At 28.4% G+C, this 19732-nt stretch carries 15 protein-coding genes; 3 read left to right on the top strand and 12 right to left on the bottom strand.

All coding sequences use genetic code 11. The annotated features are described in order from the left end of the window. Positions 1–8: 8 nt before the first annotated feature. Positions 9–2909 carry a YhgE/Pip domain-containing protein gene (locus tag P8F83_RS19005; RefSeq protein WP_326512278.1) on the bottom strand — a complete coding sequence of 967 codons (2901 nt, stop codon included), beginning with the start codon at positions 2907–2909 and terminating at the stop codon, positions 9–11. Between the two features lie 235 nt (positions 2910–3144). Next, positions 3145–3711 (bottom strand): TetR/AcrR family transcriptional regulator, encoded by a 567-nt coding sequence (locus P8F83_RS19000; protein WP_326512277.1) that lies wholly within the window; start codon positions 3709–3711, stop codon positions 3145–3147. A gap of 305 nt (positions 3712–4016) precedes the next feature. Here P8F83_RS19000 and P8F83_RS18995 point away from each other — a divergent pair, with 305 nt between their 5' ends. Then, the gene (locus P8F83_RS18995; RefSeq protein WP_326512276.1) at positions 4017–4904 is read left to right on the top strand and encodes a phosphatidylserine decarboxylase; all 888 of its coding nucleotides are present in this window, start codon (positions 4017–4019) and stop codon (positions 4902–4904) included. A 31-nt stretch (positions 4905–4935) separates the two neighbouring features. On the opposite strand, the gene P8F83_RS18990 is transcribed toward P8F83_RS18995, so the two are convergent. After that, the gene (locus P8F83_RS18990; protein ID WP_021803954.1) at positions 4936–5301 is read right to left on the bottom strand and encodes a zinc ribbon domain-containing protein; all 366 of its coding nucleotides are present in this window, start codon (positions 5299–5301) and stop codon (positions 4936–4938) included. Between the two features lie 30 nt (positions 5302–5331). Beyond that, a complete protein-coding gene (locus P8F83_RS18985) occupies positions 5332–6492 on the bottom strand; it encodes a Card1-like endonuclease domain-containing protein (protein ID WP_326512275.1) in 1161 nt (386 codons plus the stop codon). 200 nt (positions 6493–6692) lie between these two features. On the opposite strand from P8F83_RS18985, the gene P8F83_RS18980 reads away from it, so the two are divergent. Then, entirely contained in the window at positions 6693–7412 is a 720-nt protein-coding gene (locus P8F83_RS18980; RefSeq protein ID WP_326512274.1) for a GntR family transcriptional regulator, read from the top strand. Here P8F83_RS18980 and P8F83_RS18975 read toward each other — a convergent pair. The 6 genes from P8F83_RS18975 to P8F83_RS18950 form a co-directional block, all read right to left on the bottom strand. Then, the gene (locus tag P8F83_RS18975) at positions 7409–8467 is read right to left on the bottom strand and encodes a family 8 glycosyl hydrolase (protein WP_326512273.1); all 1059 of its coding nucleotides are present in this window, start codon (positions 8465–8467) and stop codon (positions 7409–7411) included. The two genes, P8F83_RS18980 and P8F83_RS18975, sit on opposite strands and share 4 nt — an antisense overlap. Before the next feature lie 30 nt (positions 8468–8497). Next, positions 8498–9703: an alginate O-acetyltransferase AlgX-related protein gene (locus P8F83_RS18970; protein ID WP_326512272.1), complete on the bottom strand. Its 1206-nt coding sequence runs from the start codon at positions 9701–9703 to the stop codon at positions 8498–8500. Between the two features lie 12 nt (positions 9704–9715). Then, positions 9716–11134: an MBOAT family O-acyltransferase gene (locus tag P8F83_RS18965; protein ID WP_326512271.1), complete on the bottom strand. Its 1419-nt coding sequence runs from the start codon at positions 11132–11134 to the stop codon at positions 9716–9718. 27 nt (positions 11135–11161) lie between these two features. Further along, a complete protein-coding gene (locus P8F83_RS18960; protein ID WP_326512270.1) occupies positions 11162–12262 on the bottom strand; it encodes a hypothetical protein in 1101 nt (366 codons plus the stop codon). Further along, the gene (locus tag P8F83_RS18955; protein WP_326512269.1) at positions 12234–14501 is read right to left on the bottom strand and encodes a glycosyltransferase; all 2268 of its coding nucleotides are present in this window, start codon (positions 14499–14501) and stop codon (positions 12234–12236) included. The genes P8F83_RS18960 and P8F83_RS18955 overlap by 29 nt, the downstream gene beginning before the upstream one ends. A 226-nt stretch (positions 14502–14727) precedes the next feature. After that, positions 14728–16506: an aminopeptidase P family protein gene (locus P8F83_RS18950; protein WP_326512268.1), complete on the bottom strand. Its 1779-nt coding sequence runs from the start codon at positions 16504–16506 to the stop codon at positions 14728–14730. 889 nt (positions 16507–17395) lie between these two features. Between P8F83_RS18950 and P8F83_RS18945 the strand changes: the two genes are divergently transcribed. Further along, positions 17396–18160 carry a hypothetical protein gene (locus tag P8F83_RS18945; RefSeq protein ID WP_326512267.1) on the top strand — a complete coding sequence of 255 codons (765 nt, stop codon included), beginning with the start codon at positions 17396–17398 and terminating at the stop codon, positions 18158–18160. 129 nt (positions 18161–18289) lie between these two features. Here the strand turns inward: P8F83_RS18945 and P8F83_RS18940 are convergent, their stop codons facing one another. Together P8F83_RS18940 and P8F83_RS18935 are read right to left on the bottom strand one after the other, a co-directional pair. After that, positions 18290–19411 (bottom strand): site-specific integrase, encoded by a 1122-nt coding sequence (locus P8F83_RS18940; RefSeq protein WP_326512266.1) that lies wholly within the window; start codon positions 19409–19411, stop codon positions 18290–18292. A 38-nt stretch (positions 19412–19449) separates the two neighbouring features. Then, entirely contained in the window at positions 19450–19635 is a 186-nt protein-coding gene (locus tag P8F83_RS18935) for a helix-turn-helix domain-containing protein (RefSeq protein WP_326512265.1), read from the bottom strand. Between the last annotated feature and the right edge of the window lie 97 nt (positions 19636–19732).

Raw genomic sequence — 19732 nt, 5'->3', positions numbered from 1 at the left:
TTTATTTATTACATTGCTTGGCTTTTTATTTCTTCTAATCTACTTTGTATAATATTTCCTTTTCTTCTCAATATTACTGATAAACCTACAAATACCACTAATATTGCTCCAAAAATAGTTGAACATTGTACAATTACTGAAGTATCAGTTCCTGATATGGCTTCCCTTAATGCTTTTACTGCATAAGTAAATGGCATATATGGATTTAATACTTTAAATAAATTTGGAACTACCTCAAGTGGGAATGTTCCTGCACAAGCTGTTAATTGTAGTATTAGTAAAACTATAGCTATAAGCCTTCCTGCATCTCCTAATGTACTTATAAAGAACTGCATCATAGCTACAAAAGTTAATGACATAAGTATATTAAAGAAGAAATACATAGGTAAGTTTGAAGGATTTAATCCTAAACCTAAAACAACTAAACTTGCTAAAACAGCTTGGATTACTCCTACAACACCATAGATTACAAACTTTCCTAAAACTACAGATGTTGAACTTACCTCTTTGCCTTCTCTCTCTTCCTTAGACTTAGGTGATATTACAAAGAACATCATAAGAGCTCCAACCCATAATGATAATGGGATAAAGTAAGGTGCAAATCCTGTTCCATAATTTTTAACTTCATCTATAATCTTATTATCCATAACTACTGGCTCTGAAATAAATGTTCCCATTTCCTCTGGAGTATTAACTAAATTGTCATCTAGCTTATCAGCGCCATCTTTTAAACTTGTTGAAAGTTCATTGGAACCATCTGAAAGCTTAACCACGCCATCTTTTAACTCTGGTATATTTCCTTGAAGTTGTCCAAGTCCATTTGTTAATTGTGATGAACCTTCATATAGCTGCTTAACTCCACCTGTTAAGGTTGGAACACTATTTATTAGTTCTTTTGCTTTATTAACATTTCCGGAAGTTAAAGCATTGTTAGCCTTGTTTAATAACTCTTGATTATTTTTTACATCATTTTGAACTGTCTTTATCATAGCTACATATTTAGGACTATCATTGAGTAGACTAGTCATTTTATCTGTATTCAAGCCATTTAATAATGGTTTTGCAGTGTTTAAATCATTTTGAATTGACTGCAATTGTGGTATTAAAGCTTGAACATCTTTATTGCTCATAGTTTTTGATAATCCGTTAGCTAAGGTAGTAAGTTCATTTATAGTTTGCTCATTATTATTTAAATCAACTTTTAGTTTATTAACTGTTGCCATAACTCCTTGTAAGTTCTTCATATTCTCTGGAGTTATTAGCTTATCTATAGAATTTAATAATGGTTTTTCACTATTTATTAATGCCATAGTACTATCATAATTTGTAAGTAAACTCTTTAATGCCTCAACACTCTGTGGGTTTGCTTGCATTAAAGTTAGCTTGCTATTTATAACTTTTGAATATTTAGCTACATCTGTATTTAATTTATCAAAAGTTGGTTTATAACCTTTTAAAGCTTCAGTTAACTGATTCATGTTATTAATATATGTTAATACTAAACCAGTTTCTTGTGGAGTTAATTCAACATTTTGTCCACTTTTAGCTGCGGTTTGCATTTTTAAAACTACAGCACCAAAGCCTTGTTGGAATTGTTGTTGTTTTGCTTGCGCATCTGGATCTGTTGGAGATAAACTCTCATAAAGTTTGTTTATACCTTGAAGTTTTGTATTTACATCTCCAAGTGTATTAACTATTGAAGATGGGTCATTAAGTATTCCCAAAAGCATTTGAGTATCCTCTTTGCTTATAAGTTTACTAGCTTCACTTAAAGTATTTACTGATGCTATAGCCTGCTTTAAATTCACTATTTGAGTTTGTAAATCTTGATTTAATAGTTCCTTAGGAACTTGACTTTCTAAAGCTGCTATCTGCGCTTTTAGAACATTCGCATCATCAACTAGAACATTTAACCCTTGCATTTTTTGTTGTAAAGATATTATACCTTGAGGATTGCTTGGATTAAGTTGCTCAGCTAAGTTTTGTATAGAAGGCTCTGACATTATTAATCCTAACCCCTTTGAATTACCTAAAGATTGTATGTCAGTATAACTTTTTTCTATTAGGCTCACTGTTTCAGGATTAATTTTATCTAAATCTGATAAATCCATGTTTTGAAACTTATTAGCTACACTAATAGCTCCTTTTAACTTAGCTACAGTATCATCATTTAAATATCTAGATAACTTTACAAGTTCTGCTGGATTTATTGTTGAAACTTTAGAGTTAAGCACCCCTATTCCGTCATTTAACTGTTTAGATCCGTCATAAAGTTTACCAACCCCATCCTCTAATGTTGGTATGTTCTCTTTTAATGTACTCATTCCATCAGCTATTTGTTTACTTCCATCAGCCGCTTTATTCATGCCATCTTTTACTGTATCAAACTGTTCAAAAGTAACCTTAGCATATTCTTTTGATATGGTTTGAGTAATTTGTTCTTTAAGTTTATCTTCTACCTTTCCTCCTATTTGTGATGCCAAGAAGTTTTTCTTGTTATTAGAAGTGTAGATAATATCAGCTTTTACAGGAGTATCGGCTTTTGCACTGGTGACATTCTCTGAAAAGTTTTCAGGAATTACAAACATTGAGTAATATTTGTCTCCATTTACACCATCAACTGCATCCTCATAACCTACAAATCTCCACCCCATATCCTTATTATCTTTTAGCTCATCACAAACATTTTGTCCGTAGTTTACTTCATCTCCGTCCATTGTTGCACCTTTGTCAAGATTAACAATCGCAACAGGAAGCTTATCCATTCTTGAATAAGGGTCCCAAAAGGCAGCTAAGTAAAGTAAGCTATAGAGTAATGGTACGATTACTATTCCCGCTACTGCAAATCTCAAGAATCTGTTTTTATATATTGATGATAGATCCTCTTTAACTATTTTTAAGAAATTCATAACTTCACCTCTTACTGCTTTTTTGTACTGACTAGTCAGTTATATTTTGCATCTAAACTTTTTTCTTGTAAAGTATAATTTCTTTTATTTTTAGTTTAAGTAATCGTATATTTTCTGTATTTAATCTATCTTTCTTTAATTTTCTTTGATTATCTTTACTTACTAAAACAAAAAACACATAAAGCTACTGATAACTTTCAGCAAGCTTTATGTGTAAAATTTAATACTCATATTTTTATCTTTTTTCTAATCCTTTAAGATTGTATAATACAAGATTATCTACAATCTCATCTAAATTAATATGATCTATATTTATAACTTCATATACAGCAACAGATAATAGACTTCCAAAAAATGCATAGGCCATGAAATTAGCATTTCCTTCTCTTATATATCCCATCTTAATTGCATCTTTTATATAAAGTTCTATCCTGTCTACATATTTTCTTAATTGTTGTCTAAGTTCTAGTTGTCTTATTTCCTGTCCCCATAGTTGACTTAATAAAACCTTAAAAAAGTCTTTATTCTCATATAGCGCTGCTAATTGAGCTCTGCAAATATTTTTTAGATTCTCTATAGGATTTTCATTTTTATCAACATAGTTAACCTTATCTGCTAATATTCCTAAACCTTCATTTATAATAAATCTAAAGATTTCCTCTTTACTTTTAAAATGATAATATAAGGTTCCCTTTGCTACCCCTGCCTCTAGAGCTATTTCGTCCATGGTAGCACCATTATATCCGCTTTTAGAAAAAATTTTAATAGCCGAATCGAAGATCGACTTTTTTGTTTTATTCATTCCGCATCCTCTCCATATGTTTTGTCTTATATCTAGCTACGGCACCACAAAATAGTAATTTAAAATTGGTACAATCCTAGATAGTTCAACTTGATAACTAGTCAGTATATTTAAACATATAAGTATATTAATTATATCACTTTAAATTATGAATAACTATTAAATTCTCACAGAGTAAGTCTTTGAAAACTAAATCAAAGATTTAGACCCTATCTTTTATTATACATGATTATTATTGAGTATTAATATTTTATATATATTATGTTAAAATTAAGTCTATAATATTTAAAAAGTGAGGGCAAATTATGATAAAAGTATATAATAGAGAAACTAAAGAATATGAAGAAGAAAAGGTGGCTGGTAGAAAATACATCGAATGGTCTTACTCTTCTCCTGTAGGGAAAAATATAACTGAGCTTTTGATAAAGAAAAAGCTATTTTCTAAAATATATGGCTCTTACTGTGATACAAGAGGAAGTATAAAAAAGATAAACTCGTTTATAAATGATTTTGATATAGATATGACTAAAAGCAGAAAAAAAGCATCTGATTTTAATAGTTTTAATGACTTTTTTATTAGAGAATTAACTGATGAAGCTAGACCTATCGATAAAAACCCTAATATATTAGTATCTCCAGGTGATGGAAGATTAAGTGCTTTTGAAAATATAGATATGCATAAACTAGTTCAAATTAAGGGATTAACATATTCTTTAAAAGAACTTCTTCAAGATGACGAAGTAGCTAAAGAATATGATGGTGGGGTATGTTTAATATTAAGATTATGCCCTACTGATTATCATAGATTTCATTTTGTAGATAATGGTGTATGTGGTGAAAGTAGATTTATTAATGGAGGCTATTATTCAGTAAATCCTATAGCCCTAGAAAGAATACCTAAACTTTTCTGCCAAAACAAAAGAGAATGGAGTATATTTAAATCTGAAAACTTCGATGACATCATACATGTAGAAGTTGGTGCTACCTGTGTTGGAACAATAATTCAAACCTATAAGACTGGAGAACCAGTTAAAAAAGGATCTGAAAAAGGTTACTTTAAATTTGGAGGTTCTACCACAATTTTATTCTTTAAAAAGGATACCTTAAAAATAGATGGAGACATCCTAGCTCAAACTGCTTTAGGATATGAAACTAAGGTTTTAATGGGCGAAACAATAGGTAAAAAAATATAGAAATTTAAGCAGTACTCCCACTGAGTACTGCTTAAATTTTTTCTCCACAATATGGACAAAACTCATAATCTTCATTAAGTTCTTTATGACAGTTATTGCAATAAGTTTTTATTACGCCTCTTTTTAGAACTTTTAAATCCCAATAATTGATTTCTTCTATTCCTTTTTCTACATTTTTACCCTTCTCTTTATTAAGTTCATATGTCGTTCCACATTTACTACAGAATATAAAATACTCTTCTCCCCACTTAATTAAAGGTAAAAAGAAAAAGTGAAATAAAGAATACTCTTTGTATAACTTTAAAGTTCCATCCTTACACTCTTTGCATGAAACATCTTTAATTTCTTTTATCTCTTTATGCCTTCTATCTATTCCAAAGATCCCTATAAAAAACATGCTAATCCCACCTTCTATATATTAACTCTATTATAAGTGTACTAGCTCTCCTTTTACAACCGCTTCCAAGGACTTTTTAAACTTCTCTCTATTTCCATCAAATATTACTATATTAATATCCATCTCTTTAGCTCTTGAAAACATAGAGGTCTTTAATGGCTCTTTTGTAGCAACAAGAATCTTTTTAATATTATCTCCTCCAACTTTTTCACTATATACATTAAGCTCATTTAAGGCTACATCATCATATTTAGCACTATCTTTACAGGATATACATATAAGAGTTGAATCCTTAATTGCCATAACATCTATTTCATTTTTAATTCTTGCCCTCTCATCATTCCATAAAAAAACCACACCACTTTTTACTTCATCTATTTGTTTAATTTCAGATATTACATCTTTCACATATGCTTCTAACCAACTTCCACTCTTAAATATAAAACTTCTTATATAATCATTTTTAAACTCTACAGTTATATTTTCTGATTTTTCACTATAACTAAGCTGCTCATATTCTCTTAAGAAATTAAGAGTAGAAGTGCATATACTTTTTTCTTCATTAGTCAGAAACTCTAAATTAATTCTCATAATTCTAGAATCTATCTCATCTACCATAAAAATTCTTTTATCGTAAAGCCTATATTTTAAACTTTCCCATTTATCTAAGTTATTAGCTATTGTGTGACTTATTTTTCTAATAACTTCACTATTATCAATGTCCGTAGACTCTACTAATATGCTTCCTCCAAAGCTTTCTATTATCTCATCTATATCTAAATCCATATTACTGTGTTTATTCATAAATATCTGACCATTTATAACTTCTAGTACCCTACCCTTTTCTATATCAAGGCAAATACCTTCAAGATTATAAACCTCACATATATGCATTAGTATAATATTCAATATTTTGTCTGAAGCGCTTAAATTTACGATACATTTCTTTTTTAAGTATTTCTCTAGTTCCCCTATGATCTCTTTTAAATTAATATTTTTAATTATTATGCTATTAAAAATAATCTTAGGAAACTTTTCTTTATAAAACTCTTTTAAAGCCTCTAATCTATTTATACTTTTTTCTTCATCTTCACAAACATATATAACTTCTTTAGGTTTTATTTTTTCAGATAATAAAATACTTTCTTGATTATGGTCATCTAAAGAACTAATAAAAAAATCATAATTCATATTATTTTTACCTTTCTAGTTTTTTATTAGTTTATCCAATTTTAAAAATAAATATTTTAACAGCCTGACTATATAAGTACTTGAGTACCTGAGGACTTGACTACCTGAGGACTCAAGTACTCAGGCTATCATACAATGGCGGTACAAAATATAACTTTTAAGAATAATTTATAAGTATAAGTAAAAAGGAGCTTAAACAAATGAAAATAAATCGTAATAAACACACATTACCAATCTATTATCAAATAAAAGAAATTTTAAAAGAAAAAATTGAGAATGAAGTGTATAAGGTGGGCGACTTTATTCCTTCTGAGATAGATCTATCCAATGAGTTTAATGTAAACAGAACTACAATTGTAAGAGCATTAGATCAATTAGTTAAGGATGGTTATATTTCTAAAAAGAAAGGACAAAGAACTGTCGTTATAAACAACAAGCTTCAAAGAAGTTTTAAAAACATTTTAACTGATTCAGATAGTTTCTTGAGTAATAATACAAAAAATTACATCCTACGCAATTCTCTATATTCAAATGAACTTCCTAGTCGTTATGCAACTCTATTAAATGTAAATGAAGGGTATAGGGCAATTGTAGTTGAAACTGAAATATCTTCCAATGATAGAACTATTGGTCTTTTGCAAAACCTAATAAAAAATGATATTATTCTTCCTAAAAATATAGATGAAATTGACTTAGATTTACGTGAAACCTTAGAAAAATATAATGATATAGATATAGTTAAGAAAAAAGAGATAGTTAATATTATTACTGCCCCAAAAGATATTCTTTCAATAAAAAAAGGTTCTCTTATAGTAAGATTCACAAGAATCTATTATACAGATAAAAATATTCCTATCTCATGTACAAATGCTTTTATTAACCCACTTGACTATTCTTATTCAATGGAAATGAATGTTTAGAATCTTCCTTCTTCAATAAGAAGTATCCAAAGCTTTAAAGAGCTTCCATAATAACTATTGTCATCATCCTCTTTAAGTTTATTTATAAGCTCTTTACTTAATGAAGATTTAGGTTTTATAAGTGCAGAGGAAGTGTATGAAGCTAAATAAGTAGTATTTATATAGCTTTGTAGACCTTCTCCTCTGGTGCTGTATCCTGCTACTAGGTTATTTGCACCTATTTTATTTAAAAAGCCTTCTTGTTTTAATAATATATTTTTTACTCTTGAATCCTCGCTTCTCTTGTAAAAGCTTAATAATCTTATAGGAACTCTTACTGAATCGTAACCTACTATATTATCTTTATCCTCTACAGTTCCATCCTCTTTAATCCAATCTGGTAGAAAACCTGTATCTTTATCAGCATACTTTTCAAGTAAACTCATGTTTGTTTCACTAACTTTTTTCCAATAATTTTTATCTTGACCTTCTATATTCTGAAAATCTAAATAATATAATGGTGCTATATATGAAGGATTAAGTTTTATATTATCTCTCCACTTATCTCCAGGCAGCAATATATATTCAGAAGATATATCATATTTTTTTATTGAATTTATCATATCACTTGCTGCTTTAGAATAATCAGCATTTTTCCACTTTTTAGCTGCAAGATGTAGGGCATAGGCTATGTCTTCATCTGCATCAGATGCTGAACCTTCACCTATTACCTTTCCATCTTCACCTATTTGCCAATTCATAAGTCCGTATTCATCTAAATAATTCTTAGTAAAGTTCCAAAGTTTATCAAACTCCACCAAATCATTTAATGCTACAGCAAATAACATACCATAACCCATTCCTTCACTTACTGTTATGTTATTTCTTTGTGGATCTATTACTTTACTTTTATTTGAATCTACATCTACTACAAAGTTTTGTTTCCATTTTTCATAATAGTCTTTACTATACATATCTTTATCTTCACTAATATTATTATTTATAAATTTAAATATAAGTAAGGCTGTTAAAATAATTGCAATAAATATTCCTATAAACTTATATGTTATTTTCATAAAAGCTTTAACACCTACTTTTTTTCTAGTTTATTTATCATGAAACTTAAAGAAATCTTCTGTTAAGTCTTGAGGATAAAAAGACACAAATACAAAATCAGTTTTAACACTATCTATATATTCTGGAATACTTCCTGTATAATATCTTGGATCTACCATATAAATATCTGAACACACTGTTGATAAAAAGGCTGCCAGGGCTACCGTATAGGAGTCCTTCACAAACAATATCTTAGGTCCATTATCCACTTTTTTATTTACTACATGAACTATCCCTTGATTACCAAACAAGTATGAAGAATACTTATCTCCTTCTAAAGCATATACTCCCTTATTTGTTCTAAATGGAGATATAGTTATAAGTGCTTCTTCAAATCTTCCCTTTAAATTGGTTTCCTGTTCTCCCGTTTTTGAATAATATGTATAATCAGTATTGAATTTAGGATATATAAGGGTAAAATCATCTACTCCTGAATAAGGTATTCCTGTTTTTCTCCCCATTGACCCTACATAAGAATCTTTATAAGTTATAAAATTATAGTTATCTTTATTAGTATAAAAATCAATGTCCTCTATATTAGCTCCATATTTATTTTTTAAAGTATTAGCTAACTGTCCAAACTCCCAAAAAGCAGTTTCTGTTTTCCAATGATGGTCAGTTTTAAAAAATAAATCTTTAGGTTCAATACCACTTTCAGCTAGATTTTCTCTTAAATCTATGGTATCTATATTATTTTGCTTTAATAAATCAAGAAATGAATCTGCAGTTTCATTTGCATAATTATATGGAATTCCATAAGGTAAATTACTATAACCTTTATAAAATTTATCTGGTGGCATTATATATGCAAACTTTACACTTTCATCTTTTAATCCATTTTTAAGTGCCTCAGTCCTTTTAACTAATTCATATACAGGATTAGCTTTATCACCGAAAAAGGTGTAATGAAGTGTTCCATTATCATCTTTAACAACCTCAAAATTTGATTCTTCATTTTTATCCATTAGTTTTTGTAGATATCCATAAAAATCAATAAAAGCATACTTCCCATAGGTATTATCTTTAATTGATGCGTCTATGTTTTTTATACTATTACTTATGGAAATATCCTTTTGAGCTTCTACTGTATCAATTATAGTCTTATAATTATTTATTAGATTTGTTATGGATAATCCAAAGATTATTAAAACAATCAAAATGGAAGTTATAAGCTTTTTGAAAAAAAATCTCTCCATACTATCCCCCCTTTAAAATTTAAAGTATATGAAAGGATTGTAGCTACCCTTTACAATATAAGACATACATATTAAGAAGATACCAAGTATAGCAAGTGGATATAATCCCTCTAAAATATTATGTCCCAAGGACTTATCTACAATAAATTTATTAACTTTTCTTGCTATTGGAGTGGAGAAAATTATTGCTGCTATTAGAAATACTAAATTTTCTTTTATAAACATGTATGTGTATGGACTCCAGAATCCCCCTTGTGTAAATCCAAACATTGAAGATATGTATTTTCCTGCTTCTAAAAGATCAGAAGATCTAAATATTACCCACCCTAAATTTATAATAAATAATGCATATATTCTCTTATATTTTGCAGCTATATCAATCTGATTAAAGGATATTAACCTTTCAAAGGCTATGCATACAAAATTTAAAAAACCCCATACTACAAAAGTCCACTCTGCTCCATGCCATACTCCTGTTGAAACCCATACTATCAATAGGTTTCTTATAAGTTTATCTTTGTTTTTAACTCTAGATCCACCTAGGGGAAAATATAGATAATCCTTAAACCAAAGGCTTAAAGATATATGCCACCTTCTCCAAAATTCAGTAATAGATTTCGATATGTAAGGATAATTGAAATTCTCTTCAAACTTAAATCCAAACATTAGCCCTATTCCTATAGCCATGTTAGAATATCCTGAGAAGTCAAAATATATTTGAAAGGTGTATGCTATAGAGCCAAGCCAAGCTAAAGTCACTGCAATGTCAGAGTTTAAGTTCATTTGAAAAACTCTATCTACAATAACTGCCATACTATTAGATATTAAAATCTTTTTTCCCATACCAATTACAAATCTACAAGTACCTACCGAAAACTTCTGCCAAGTAAATTTTCTATTTTTGATTTGCTCTACTATATCTCCATAACGTGAAATAGGCCCAGCTAAAAGTTGCGGAAATAATGCTATATATAATCCTACATATAGAGGATTCTTTTCAGCCGTAGTTTTTTCTCTATACAGGTCTACTAGATAAGACACTGCTTTAAATGTAAAAAATGAAATCCCTATTGGTAAAGCTATTTTAGGCAAAGGAATTTGATATCCTTGCAGTTGATTTATGTTTTTTATAAAAAAATTTAAGTATTTAAAAATAAACAGTGATCCTAAATTACCTACGCAACCTAATATTAAAAAATATTTACTATACGATTTATTTTTAAAGCCTACTATCAGATGCCCCACTACATAGTTAAAAAATATTGAAGCTATCATCAGAATTACATAATAAGGCTCTCCCCAAGCATAAAATCCTAGGCTTAAGAATAGTAGTATATAATTCTGTAAGCCCTTAGAAAAAAAAGCTCCATAATATAATATTAAAGCTACTGGTAAAAAATATAATATAAATATAACACTTGAAAACAGCATTTTATTACCTCTCAATCAAACAATACTTTATCTAATATTCTTTTTTCTACTCCAAAAAATATATAATCCAGAGAATATTAAAACAAAGACTATCCATATTGCTCTAATGAAATCTATAAATCTTTGGGACATAATTAATGGATAAATTCCTCCCATAAGATTTTTAACTTCTTCAAATCCTGGAATACTCTTGCTAGTTCCATCTATCTCTTTTGCACCTAGAGTCCATGATTTATATAATTGAATTTCTTTTTTAACCATTAAGTATTCATATTTTGCTTCTATTTTTATCTTTTCTACATCTACTGAAGTACTTAAAGTTAATTTTCCAGACTTATCTATAGAAACTCCCTCATAATCCTCAGCTAAACTATAGATCACATTATCTTTATTTAGTGAGGTTTTATATATGGATATAGCTTCCCCTTGAACAGGTATTTGTACTCTATCGTCGCCTTCTATTTTAAAATTCAAATCCCCATATTTAATAAATGGATCATCTTTAGGTATAAGTGCAAAGTTACTTAGGTGTATATCTTTTTCTTTATTTTCCTCTGTTGTTATGCTTATTCCCCACGAACTTATATTGGAAAATAAGTGTTGATTATTATCACCTGATTTACTATTTAAACTCGTAAAAGGTACATAAACTACTCCCTTAAATCCAGAGGGTATATTTATAGTCCCGTAAGCAGGTGACAGTTTCTCAAAATCCTGATTGTTTTCATTTTTTATTAAAACAGATTTATCTTCACTAACTGAGAGAAAGGTTCCATCAGTTTTTACAACAGAAAAGTTAAACTTCAATTCTTCTTGAGAATTATTTTGAGCATTAAATGATATCATACCAAAGCTATTCCAATCATACTTTCCTTTGCTATATAAGTTTGATGTATAATATCCTTCCTCTAAACCTATAGAATTAACTTTTATCTCTAAGCTATTATTAGCTTTATCAAAGTCATAATTTAATTTAGCTTTATCTTCTTCTACATATATATTTTGTGGAGATATTTTCTGATAATTATTTATTTCCTCAGCTAAAGCTACTCTATTATTACCTATTACTAAAAATACAAGAGAAAAAGTCATAAATATCTTATAAAAATTGCATTTCATTAAATTCATCAAAGGACTCCTCTCTTCTAACTACAGAGCTTTCTGATAAACTTTCATTGTATTCTCTGATACAGTCATTTAATATATTTCTTATCTCTTTATCGTCAGCTATTTCTTTGTAGTTTTTAATTTTATAAAGGTAGATGTTTTTGTCTTGGACCTTCTCTAAAATACCTACCATTTCCCTATCTTCTTTTATTCTTAAAGTAATTTTATCTTTTAGTATTGATTCACTAATTCCTTCTAAAGCCATATACTCATAATTAAAGGATTTAAGTTTTACATCTCCACACTCTTTTGAATCTATTGTTTTATCTAAATCCACTCTTGGTAATTTTCTCTTAAACAGAAACAACTTTTTATTTCTTGTAAGAATGTTTACTCTTATATCATCAAAAATACTGGTGTTTTCATCTAAATTATTAGGGAGAGTTGGAACTCTATCATAGGTTATGTATAATAGTTGTTTAAAATTATCTTTATCTATATCTGTTATTTCAAATGCATATTTCCACTCTTTTTCCCCTTTTGCAATATGTACAACTTTCCCACTAAATTCAGATAGATATCTATCTGTAAATAACTTAATCTTTATTACTTCGTCATAAGGTATGTATTCTGGAAATTCGAATCTAACTGCTAATCCACCTTCTGATACATCTATAGTTTTGCAGTTTAACTCTTTATTGTTATAGGTTATTTTACAAGGAACCTCTGCTAAAACTCTCTCTGTTTTTCTAAAGGACTTTCTTCCTACCATAAAAAATATTGCCATTAAAATATTATAAAAATTAACTACAAGCCAAAATAAAACTACACTATATGTGGCTGATCCTGCCTCAAAAATCATTCTTATACAATTAAAGATTCCTATTATAGAAAGTACTGCAAATGCTATATGTGGTATAGCTTTTTTTAATCTATATACTCTATCATCTACTTTAGCGTTGTCTTTCCTTGTAACTAAAAAGCTGTTTTGTGATATTCCAAAGGTTTCTAATATAACTGGTACTACAAGAGATGGAAATAAAATAGTTTCATATATGTTAGTCCATTTGGTTGTTCTAATATTTCTAGATAAACTCCTTAGCTCTTTATTACTTAAATAATACATAGGAAGCCAAAATATCAGAACTTCTGTCAGATTACAATCAACAACTATTACCCCAAATACAGCAAATAATATTGGAGCCATTATATATGCAACTCTTTTAAGACCTGAATACCAATAAGAAATTGAGGATATATAACTAATCTTTTGACTGAAATTAAGTCCCTTTCTAAATAATATATTTAGTCTTCTTCCTGTCTGGATACATCCTCTTGCCCATCTTTGACGTTGTTTAACAAGACTCATTAAATCAGAGGGCGCTAAACCAGACGCGTGAACTTCTCCTACTGCAAAACATTGATACCCTTTACTTTGTATTATTAACCCTGTAGCAAAATCTTCTGTTATTGCCTTTGTATAATATCCACCAGCATCTTCAAGAGCTTTTCTAGATATTACTGTATTTGTTCCTCCATATATTATGGAGTTGTTTTTATTTTTAGAAATCTGTACATCTCTGTAGAAATAATCTTGTTCATTAGGAATTCTTCCTTCTGAAAAAAGATAATACTGAAATAAGTCCGTATTATAAAAGCTTTGAGGCGTCTGCACAAATCCAACTTTTTCATTGCCTAGGAAATATGGAACTGTAGCCATTAAAAAATCATGCATAGGAATCATATCTGCATCAAAGTTTGCTATTAATGTTGAGTTTGACTTCTCAAGAGCGTTGTTAAGATTCCCAGCCTTTGCTCCTTTTCTTTCAGTTCGAGTTAAATATCCTATTCCCATTTCATAAGCTAATTTTTTCATTGATTCACGATTTCCATCATCACATAAATATATATGTATCTTCTTTTTATCTGGATAGTCCATATTCTTGCATCCATTTATAGTTTTAAAAAGTAATTCTTCTGGTTCATTATATGTTGTTATAAAAACATCTACATGAGGAAAAAGACTTTCATCATCTATCTGTGGTTTTTCTGGATGTTTTATATCGTACATATTGTAATAGTGTACTGCTGCTTCTAACATTCCCACTATTTCAACTATTAATAGAATAATAGCTGAAACTAAAGATATTATTCCAGCCTTAGTAGGTATAGTAAAAAAAATTCTCCATATCAAATAAATTATATTCATTATTACTGTCGCTATTATTAATGAATAATTCCTTACTCTTTTATAATTCATAATCACCATACCTTTCTAATATTTAAAATCAACTAATAATTATTATATATTATATTTAATACAATTAAAACCAAATTTCTACAATATTTCTCAAAATATTTACTATTTATAAATATAACTTGTATTTATAGTATTGTTTTATATTTATTTTTTATTAAATAATTATATATAAGCAAAAAAGGTCAGATTTCTTATTATTGAAATCTAACCTTAATATATAACTCTCTTATATTTCTCTAGTTTCTTTTTTTAACCAAGATTTATGCTCATCATCTAAATAAGGAGATAATCTTTTATATACCATTTTATGATAGTCATTTAACCATTGCTTTTCCTTATATGTAAGCATATCTTTATCTATTCCATCTAAGTCTATAGGACAGTAAGTAATAGCCTCAAAGCTCATAAATTGCCCAAATTCTGTTTTTTCTTCTTCTACTACAAGCATTATATTTTCAGTTCTAACACCGTGTTTTCCTTCTTTGTATATTCCAGGCTCATTAGTAATAACCATTCCTTTTTCTAACTTAACGCTATTAGGTTCTTTTCTAAAACCTTGAGGTCCTTCATGGACATTTAAGAAAAATCCTACTCCATGACCAGTTCCACATTTATAATCTAATCCATATTCCCAAATAGGTTGTCTAGCCAGTACATCTAAACTAGATCCTGTTGCTCCCTCCAAGAACTTAACTGAACTTAATGCAATATGCCCCTTTAATACTAAAGTGAAGTCTCTTTTTTCTTCTTCACTAAGCTTTCCTAATGTTATAGTTCTTGTAGTATCTGTTGTTCCATTAAAATATTGTCCACCTGAATCTACTAAGAAAAACCCTTCATCTTTAAGGGTATATTGAGTTTCTTTAGTTGCCTTATAATGCATCATAGCAGCATGATCTTTATATCCTGCTATTGTATCAAAGCTAGGTTCAACAAATAAATCTTGTTGTCTTCTAAAAGACTCTAGCATTTCTTGTGCTGATATTTCAGTGATCTTTTCCTTAGTAACAGATTCTTTAAGCCATTTTATAAACTTAACCATAGCTAATCCATCACTTACTTGGCAGTTTCTTAGATTTTCTATTTCAACTTCATTTTTAATAGCTTTTAAAGCTGTAGTTATATTAGGTTCATCAAGTTTAGTTGTATCAGTGTTAATAGAATTATACATACTAATACTTGTTTTATTTGCATCAAAAATAACTGAATCATCAATAGATAGCTGATTTAAAATTTGATGTATCTCATTATATCCTTTAATTTCTATTCCATCATTCTCTAACTCTAATCTTATATCATTAGTAACTTTTGACCCATCAACAAACAAATAGCACTTATCCTCACCCACTAATACATTGGAAATTACAACAGGATTATTGGGAACATCATTTCCTCTAATATTAAGTAGCCATGCTATATCATCTAAAGAGGTTAATAAATAACAATTTGCCCCCTTAGTACTCATGTTAGCTCTTACTTTACTTAATTTTTCTACTCTTGATTTCCCAGCATATTTTATTCCATGTAAAAAAACTAATTCCTTAGGTATTTCTGGTCTATCTTCCCATATTTCATCAATTAAATCTTTTTCTATTTTTATATTTATGTTTTTAGATTTAAATGCTTTCTCCATTCCTTTAAATAAATCTACTGAAAAAACACTTCCATCAAATCCAACTGTACTACCTTCTTTAAGAGTACTTCTTAACCACTCTGTGTATGAAGGAACCCCTAAATCTACCATCTTAAACAGTCTTATACCTGAACCTTCAAGTTGCTTTTCTGCTTGAATATAATATCTCCCATCTGTCCATAATCCAGCATCATCTAAAGTAATAACAACAGTACCAGCAGAACCTGTAAAACCCGATATCCACTGTCTACTTTTCCAATGGTCTGCTACATATTCGCTTTGATGTGCATCAAAACTAGGAATTATATATGCATCTATTTTATTTTCTTTCATTAAATTTCTTAATTTTTCTATTCTTTTTTTAACATCCATAGTTCTTACCTTCTCTTTCCTAAATCTCCTACTGCTTTAATGATATTATACATCAATTGATTCAAGAATTTTACTTTAAAAATATAAAAAATAAAAGCCTTGCTATTGCAAGGCTTTTATTGGTGCGGCGGAGAAGATTCGAACTCTTGCCCCTATGGTTTTAGCTATTTTTACTCTATACTCTTGAATATTATCTAATCCTTTAAAAATCAATAATCCCTAGATTTTCGAATTACAATCTATTTTATACGGTAATTCAATTTTTTTATTATTTGTCTACTATGGTCTACATAATAACATTTTTTACTGCGTAATAATTTTTTATATTAATTTTACTTAAATAATGATTAATATAATTATTTTCCTTATTCAACATTATTTCAATTATTTTATAAACCTATTTATATTTGTATATTTAATTCTTATAAAGTAATATATTGTATTGTTTTCCAACAATATCCGTGTTAAAATATTCCTTGTAGAATCATATAAATAGTATTATTGTAAAATATTATTTTAAATTGAAGAAAAAGGTATTATTAATTACAATATTTTTTGTGTCTGATGTACTAATAATAAATGAAATAAAATAGTAGTTAAAAAGAAATATGAATCTTTACTTATCAAATATATGGTTAAGAAATTAATAAAAATACTAATTACACAGTATAAATTTATATATTTTAAACTCTTATATGATATAGTTTCTTTTATTTCTGAAAAACAAAAATATCTCACTGGAAACTTATTTAAATTGATTTTAATTAATATTTTAGTATATTCAATATTAAAAAGTATAAAAAGTATATATATTGCAATTTTCATAATACAATCCTTTCTTTAATTTATTATTTTATTATAATTTTAACACAAATAAGGGGGAATTTGAATGAATTTCAAAAAAATACTATGTGTATTAACATTAAATTGTGTATTGGTTGCGGGAGTATCCTCAATTATTCAACCTAAAGTAGTACATGCGGCTGAGGTATATCCTATAACAACAAATACACCTACTGAGTACACTCAAAATGATACAGTAGGCAAAAATGCAATCGATATAATTGAACAAAACTATTTAAAACAAAATGAAAACGGTACTTTTTATATTCTTGATGAAGCTTATGATGTTATAGATGCCGAAGCAGTTGATTTTTTAAAATCAAAAATGGCAGAGATAAACACTCTAATACTTTCTAACACAATAAAGTTTGAAGTCAAAAATGCTAATGGACAAGTAGATGTAAAAGTAATTGAAGATAATAGTTCAAGAACATTAAATAATGGAATTCAAAAATCTTTTGCAAGAGCTTCTGCAACTTCTAATGGAAGTATTTTATCCAATTACTCATATTGTTCAAATTACACATGGTATTGGTGGGGATATAACACTATAGTAAATAAAGATGGTTGTGCTATGCTGAAGAATAATCTTACAGCTGAACTTGCTGCTCAAGGAGCAGGCGCTGCTCTAATCGGCTTCATCCCATTTGTTGGTGCTGCTAATGCTGCTGCACTTATGTTTGGAGCTGCAATAACTTACCTGCCTGCAATTAATCAATTAGAAAATGCTCAGACTACTGGACGTGCACGAGTTGTTGGTCTAGGAGCACCATCTTCAGGTCAAATTTGGGATGTTGAAGCTATTTATTAAATTTTAAAGTTACATATTTAATAAATAATTGTTTTTAGGAAGATAATAACCTCTAATTTTAAATAGAGCTATTAGTAAATTACTAATAGCTCTATCTTCTTTTCATATTTTTATTTATTCTACCTTAGATTAAATCTTGTTAATACTTAGTACTCTATTCATCACATCAATTGTCTTAGAGTGAGTCTTATCAAATCTATGAGTATATATCTTATTAGTAGTTGCTAAATCTGAATGACCTAAAACCTCAGAAATTGATTTTAAATCTACTCCCTCATCATATAATATACTTGCAAATGTATGTCTTAAATCATGTAATCTAATTTTAGGTAAATTATTTTTATCTAAAAACTTTCTAAAGTTATCTGTTATTGTATTTACTCTAAACTCTTTTCCATCTTCATGACAATAAACATAATCATTGTCATAGTAATCTTTACCTAATATTGATTTAAAATAGTTTTGTTTATTTTTCTCTTTTAACAATATGTTGTACACTCTTTCTGGAATATGAAGTGTTCTCATACTTTTATCTGTTTTAGGTTTTTTAGTAACCACATTCTTTCCTGCCCTTACTCTAACCTCATGAATATACATTAATTTCTCATCTAGGTTTATCTTACTCCATTTCAATCCTAAAATCTCTTCTCTCCTTAATCCTAAATAAGCAGCTAAGTTAACTGGCAATTCTATTTTTTCTCCTTCTAATAGCTCTAGGAGTTTTTTTAGTTGATCCTTATTATATACTTTTGCTTCATATTTTATTTTTTTAGGTAAACTTACTGCATCAGCAACATTTCTATATACTAATTGTTGCTTTAAAGCATAATCTAAACTCTTTCTAATAAGAGCATGATGTTTTATAACTGTATTAGGCGATAGCCCTTTCTTATCCATAATATACACGTAATACTGTTGTATTTGAATAGGCTGTAACTTTTGTAATTTAATATTCCCTAGATGCGGATTTATATGGTTCTTTATTATATTAATATATCCACTCATCGTAGTAATCTCACAGCTATATTTTACATAGTTAGAGAGCCAAATTTCTAAATACTCCTCCATACTTATGTCTTCTGGATTCACTAATAAATTCTTATTCTTATTGTATTCAAACTCATTTATTATTTTTTCAGCTTCATCTTTGCTATTAGCTGTTACATATTTTCTTATTCTTTTTCCATTTGAATCTTTTCCGTATTCTAAAGTTACTCTGTATTTCTTTCCTCTCTTTTGTATACTTGCCATTAGTTACTCCCCCTATCTTATATAAAAAACTAGCACTGTTAACTATTATTTGAAACCTTATTTTCTATCCAATGATTAAAAGCATCATAAGGAATTCTAAACTGTTTTCCAATTCTTATCTTTGGAAAACCCTCTTCCTTTACTAATGAATATGCCTTATTTCTTCCTATATTTAAAATCCTACCAATATCCTCGACAGTTAAAGTAGTTTTAATTTCATTCATGCCTTTTCCTCCTCAATAATATAATATATAATTATTTCTAAACCTTTTTACAAAGTTACTTTGTTATTTTACCTCTCATGTGACACATGAATAATTT

Source organism: Clostridium intestinale (assembly GCF_035905475.1).
Taxonomy (GTDB): Bacteria; Bacillota; Clostridia; order Clostridiales; family Clostridiaceae; genus Clostridium_T; species Clostridium_T intestinale.
The sequence above is the reverse complement of the archived record's forward strand: the minus strand, read 5'-3'. Positions and strand labels throughout refer to the sequence as shown.

Excerpts from the sequence above, each read along its gene's own strand:
- P8F83_RS19005 (WP_326512278.1), bottom strand. The coding sequence starts at position 2,909 with ATGAATTTCTTAAAAATAGTTAAAGAGGATCTATCATCAATATATAAA.
- P8F83_RS19000 (WP_326512277.1), bottom strand. The coding sequence starts at position 3,711 with ATGAATAAAACAAAAAAGTCGATCTTCGATTCGGCTATTAAAATTTTT.
- P8F83_RS18995 (WP_326512276.1), top strand. The coding sequence starts at position 4,017 with ATGATAAAAGTATATAATAGAGAAACTAAAGAATATGAAGAAGAAAAG.
- P8F83_RS18990 (WP_021803954.1), bottom strand. The coding sequence starts at position 5,301 with ATGTTTTTTATAGGGATCTTTGGAATAGATAGAAGGCATAAAGAGATA.
- P8F83_RS18985 (WP_326512275.1), bottom strand. The coding sequence starts at position 6,492 with ATGAATTATGATTTTTTTATTAGTTCTTTAGATGACCATAATCAAGAA.
- P8F83_RS18980 (WP_326512274.1), top strand. The coding sequence starts at position 6,693 with ATGAAAATAAATCGTAATAAACACACATTACCAATCTATTATCAAATA.
- P8F83_RS18975 (WP_326512273.1), bottom strand. The coding sequence starts at position 8,467 with ATGAAAATAACATATAAGTTTATAGGAATATTTATTGCAATTATTTTA.
- P8F83_RS18970 (WP_326512272.1), bottom strand. The coding sequence starts at position 9,703 with ATGGAGAGATTTTTTTTCAAAAAGCTTATAACTTCCATTTTGATTGTT.
- P8F83_RS18965 (WP_326512271.1), bottom strand. The coding sequence starts at position 11,134 with ATGCTGTTTTCAAGTGTTATATTTATATTATATTTTTTACCAGTAGCT.
- P8F83_RS18960 (WP_326512270.1), bottom strand. The coding sequence starts at position 12,262 with ATGAATTTAATGAAATGCAATTTTTATAAGATATTTATGACTTTTTCT.
- P8F83_RS18955 (WP_326512269.1), bottom strand. The coding sequence starts at position 14,501 with ATGAATTATAAAAGAGTAAGGAATTATTCATTAATAATAGCGACAGTA.
- P8F83_RS18950 (WP_326512268.1), bottom strand. The coding sequence starts at position 16,506 with ATGGATGTTAAAAAAAGAATAGAAAAATTAAGAAATTTAATGAAAGAA.
- P8F83_RS18945 (WP_326512267.1), top strand. The coding sequence starts at position 17,396 with ATGAATTTCAAAAAAATACTATGTGTATTAACATTAAATTGTGTATTG.
- P8F83_RS18940 (WP_326512266.1), bottom strand. The coding sequence starts at position 19,411 with ATGGCAAGTATACAAAAGAGAGGAAAGAAATACAGAGTAACTTTAGAA.
- P8F83_RS18935 (WP_326512265.1), bottom strand. The coding sequence starts at position 19,635 with ATGAATGAAATTAAAACTACTTTAACTGTCGAGGATATTGGTAGGATT.